Consider the following 4,010-nt stretch of genomic DNA (forward strand, 5'->3'; position numbering starts at 1 on the left):
TTTTGGATTTAAAGGCTAATTCGTCAATTTCAACAAAACGATTCTCGGTGGATTTAATGATGTGCCTCTCTGCTAGTTGCATTCAGACTCTCCATTTTTGGACGATCGCAATAATTCTCTCAGTTGACCATTTTGACTATATGATACTACTATTGCTTACTACTGCTTACAAACTTAATAAAGTTTTATAATACCGTCTTTTAGGGAAATTTGATCGAAAATTTCGCTGGAAAATCATGGCGGGCGATCGGGCCCGGTGGTGTTGCTGCTCGATCGAGACCGCCAAACTGTAAAATGAACGCTTGTATATAAGTTATGTAGAGCAGGAGAACAATTTCAGTGGCAATAGAAGTAGGTCAGAGAGTTAAGGTACGCCGTCTCAGAGATCGGATACCTGCAAATATGGTGGGCAAGATAAAGGAAAATCCAGTAGGCACTGTTGACGGATTCAGAATGGTTGATGGCAGCGGAGTAGGCGTGGTTGTCAAGTTTGACGGTTTTGCGACTTGGTTCTTTGAAGATGAGCTAGAAGCAGTTTAGTAGAAGGCCGTTGTCAGTGGGCAGTGGGCAGTTGTTAGTTGTCAGTTGTCAGTTGTTATTGGTAGCAGCTAACAACTCACACATCAGGAATCAGAAAGAACAACTACCTACTGCCCACTGCCCACAGCCCACTAACCACTGACAACTACCCACTGACAACTGACAACTCTGGCTGAAGGTTGCGCTTAAATGTTAAGTAGTAAGCTTTGGCACTGAGAACAGAAAATGGCTTTGATTTTGACATTTTTGGGCAAAGGCGGCACTGGCCGCAGCACGATCGCGATCGCAACAGCTAAAAAATATGCGGCTCAAGGCAAGCGAGTTCTGCTACTCGGCCAAGATCCGGGGCCTGCATTGGGTATTCTGCTAGGGGTTCCCCTGACTCCCACGCCACAGGAAATCGCCCCCAACTTCAAAGCAGTTCAGGTGAACAGCGCGCCGCTGCTAGAACGCAGGTGGGACGAAATTAAACAACTAGAAGCTCAATATGTCCGCACTCCGTTTTTCAAGCAGATTTACGGGCAAGAATTGGGAGTGTTACCTGGGATGGACAGCGCGCTGGCGTTGAATGAACTTCGGGAATACGACGACAGCAAACAATATGATGTCATTGTGTATGACGGCAGCGGCGGCATGGATACGCTGCGGATGTTGGGAATGCCGGAAATTTTGAGCTGGTACATCCGTCGCTTCCGCCAAGCGTTGGTAGATTCGGATTTGGGGAAAGCTTTGTCGCCTTTTATTCAACCGGTTGTCAGTACCGTGTTGACGGTGGATATGTCGGGAGACAATGCTTTTCAATCTACCAAGCAAGTCGATAATCTGTTGGATAAGGGTAAGGAAGCGCTGGCAGATCCGAACCGCACCGCCGCTTATTTGGTGACGACTGGGGATGCAAGTGCGATCGGCACTGCGCGCTATTTGTGGGGAAGTTCTCAACAAATTGGTTTAACTGTCGGCGGTGTGATTGTCAATCAAGCACCGCTTACAGAAACGATTGCTGCTGATTTCGATCCTTTGACAGCAGTTTCTGTGCCGGCCCACAGCGATAATAATTGGCAGCCGTTAATTGATGCTTTGCCAGATTTTTCTGAAGCTGGGAAAGCTCCTAAACCGATTAACATCAACACTGCACAGCGTCTAGTTAGTTTGTTTTTGCCTGGGTTTGACAAGAAAGAAATTAAATTGATTCAATCCGGGCCGGAAGTGACGATCGAAGCGGGCGATCAGCGGCGCAATATCTTGCTTCCTCCGGCGCTAACTGGAAAATCTGTCACAGGTGCTAAATTCCAGAATGGTTACTTGATTATTTCTTTTTAGCAGTTAAGTTGTTCGGGATTTTGGGTAAATTTTGGAACGGGCAAGATGCCCGTTCCACATTATTTTTATTAGTAGTTGTATGGGGTACGTTGTTGGGCTTGGGCCCTATACGTTTAAATGGTTATATAAGCTGTCAGTCATACCTCATCTTTCCGAGAAAGGCTATAATTTAGGGATTTTTCATGGATCCGCACCCTACGACCACAAACACTGAAAATTATCGATAAATCTTGGAAAATACGATCGCCCGCAGTGCGTCTATAATATAAAATCATTAGCAAATTTGGGAAAACAGCAATGGTTACACAACTGCAATCTCCCGACCAACAAAACATCGTATACCCTGACGATAACGGAGAACCAATGTCAGACAATACTGAGCAGTTTCGATTAATCGTTTGGATTAAGGAAAATTCCGAACTATTGTTTGCGAATGACCCGAATGTTTTCGTAGCCGGCGACTTGCTTTGGTATCCCGTTGAAAGAAATAATAAACTTTGCCAAGCACCAGATGTGATGGTAGTTTTTGGTAGACCAAAAGGATATCGAGGTTCCTATCAACAGTGGAATGAAGATAATATTCCGCCGCAAGTCGTTTTTGAAATTTGGTCGCCGGGAAATCGGCCTGCTCCGATGATTCAAAAGTTCAAATTTTACGAACGTTACGGCGTGGAAGAATACTATTTGTACGACCCACAAACATTAGAATTGACAGGATGGCAGCGGGTTGAGGAAGAGTTAGAGGCGATCGAACAAATAGACGGTTGGATCAGTCCGAGATTGGGCGTGCGGTTCCAATTATCTGAAACCGGACTCGAAATGTTCGGGCCAAACGGAGAAGCATTTATGAGTTTTGTGGAACTCGCTCAACTGCGGCGCCAAGCGGAAGCACAAGCGACTGAAGCAGAGCAACTGCGACAACAAGCAGAGGAACGGGCGACTGAGGCTGAAACTTTGCTCGAGCAAGAACGATCGCGATCGCAAGCCTTAGAAGCTCAACTCCGAGCAATGGGAATCGATCCAAATCAATTGCAATAGATGATTGGGCAATTTAAACGCCGATTTAAATCGCGTACATAATCTCCGTAGATACTGTCTTGACCTGTCAAGGGGTGGCGATCGCATAATTAGGGCTTGCTGAAAAAGTCAGAAAACAGCATTTAGAAAGATGAGTGAATTTGAGATCGCCTCGACAATATAAGTGGTGTTAATTTTATGATGGCAAAACATAGCTTTTACCAATGATTTAAGCCAAAAAACATCAAAAAAGGTTTTTGTTATGAAATAGACAGAAAAAAAGCCAAAAAGCCTGCCGTACCCTGGCAGAAAGATTCATCACCATAAAAGTTATAGCGATGCTTGTTTCAGAAGTATTATTAAGTTTAGCCATCACTCTACCAAGGCTGAATCTTCTTTTAGCTTCTCCAAACTTTCCCTCAATTAAGTTACGAATTCTCTCGTCTGATTGAGCTTGTTTTTTTATTAATTTGCTCAGATTTTTGGGAGGTCTTCCTAGACGGACACCGCTCATTCTGATGCCGAGTTCTTTGCACCAAACTCTATTTTCTTCTGTTCGATATAGCGGTTCTCAGAAAGATGAGGTACGTTGTTGGGATGCGAGCCCTCTTAGTCTAAGCAGTTATACGATCTGCCAGTTATACCTCATCTTTTTGAGAAAGGCTATATATCCGATCTACATGAATTGATTCAGGGTAAAATCCGGTGAATTGTTTAAATGCTTCTACTTGTATTTTTAAGTCTCCTGATTCGTTGAAGTTACCCCAACTAATTCGGTCTAAAAATACGTACCCATTGCGACAACTGGCTGACAGTTTTGCCCCAAATTCAACGGATTTCCCAGCTTTCCCTCTCACGGAGCGGGCGGATCTGTGGTTGCGTTAAACTTACTATTCTGTCGGGAATACTATGTTCTTTCTTTTCGTACATTAACAACTGTTGGCGGTAGACTTCTGTAACTACTAACAGCATTCTATAATGAGATTTGGTTAATAACTGTAGCTCACCCATTCGCTCTATACTAGCCAAATTTTTTTGGATGTATTGCAGTTGTTTTTTAATGGCTTTTCTTCTTGATTTTCGTCGTGGCTTTTTTTGTTTTGCTATGGTTAGGTATTCTTTTCTGGCTCTGT

Annotated in this window: 3 protein-coding genes and 2 pseudogenes; 3 read left to right on the plus strand and 2 right to left on the minus strand. The window is 43.9% G+C overall.

Going from position 1 to position 4,010, the window contains the following annotated elements; all coding sequences use genetic code 11:
* Positions 1–339 precede the first annotated feature (339 nt).
* The 3 genes from JGK11_RS32435 (at position 340) to JGK11_RS32445 (ending at position 2,898) form a co-directional block, all read left to right on the plus strand.
* Positions 340–540, plus strand: a complete 201-nt coding sequence (locus JGK11_RS32435) for a DUF2862 domain-containing protein (protein ID WP_293155850.1) — start codon at positions 340–342, stop codon at positions 538–540.
* Positions 541–765: 225 nt separating this feature from the next.
* Positions 766–1,860, plus strand: coding sequence for an ArsA family ATPase (locus JGK11_RS32440; RefSeq protein WP_293187171.1), 1,095 nt, complete (start codon positions 766–768; stop codon positions 1,858–1,860).
* 297 nt (positions 1,861–2,157) lie between these two features.
* Positions 2,158–2,898, plus strand: coding sequence for a Uma2 family endonuclease (locus JGK11_RS32445; protein WP_293193981.1), 741 nt, complete (start codon positions 2,158–2,160; stop codon positions 2,896–2,898).
* 223 nt (positions 2,899–3,121) lie between these two features.
* On the opposite strand, the pseudogene JGK11_RS32450 reads toward JGK11_RS32445, so the two are convergent.
* Together JGK11_RS32450 and JGK11_RS32455 are read right to left on the minus strand one after the other, a co-directional pair.
* Positions 3,122–3,448: pseudogene (locus JGK11_RS32450) on the minus strand (transposase); the annotation flags it as partial.
* Positions 3,449–3,542: 94 nt separating this feature from the next.
* A pseudogene (locus tag JGK11_RS32455) lies at positions 3,543–4,010 on the minus strand (IS5/IS1182 family transposase); the annotation flags it as partial.

Source organism: Microcoleus sp. PH2017_34_RAT_O_A, assembly GCF_020737885.1.
Lineage (GTDB): Bacteria > Cyanobacteriota > Cyanobacteriia > Cyanobacteriales > Microcoleaceae > Microcoleus.

Excerpts from the sequence above, each read along its gene's own strand:
- JGK11_RS32440 (WP_293187171.1), top strand. The coding sequence starts at position 766 with ATGGCTTTGATTTTGACATTTTTGGGCAAAGGCGGCACTGGCCGCAGC.
- JGK11_RS32445 (WP_293193981.1), top strand. The coding sequence starts at position 2,158 with ATGGTTACACAACTGCAATCTCCCGACCAACAAAACATCGTATACCCT.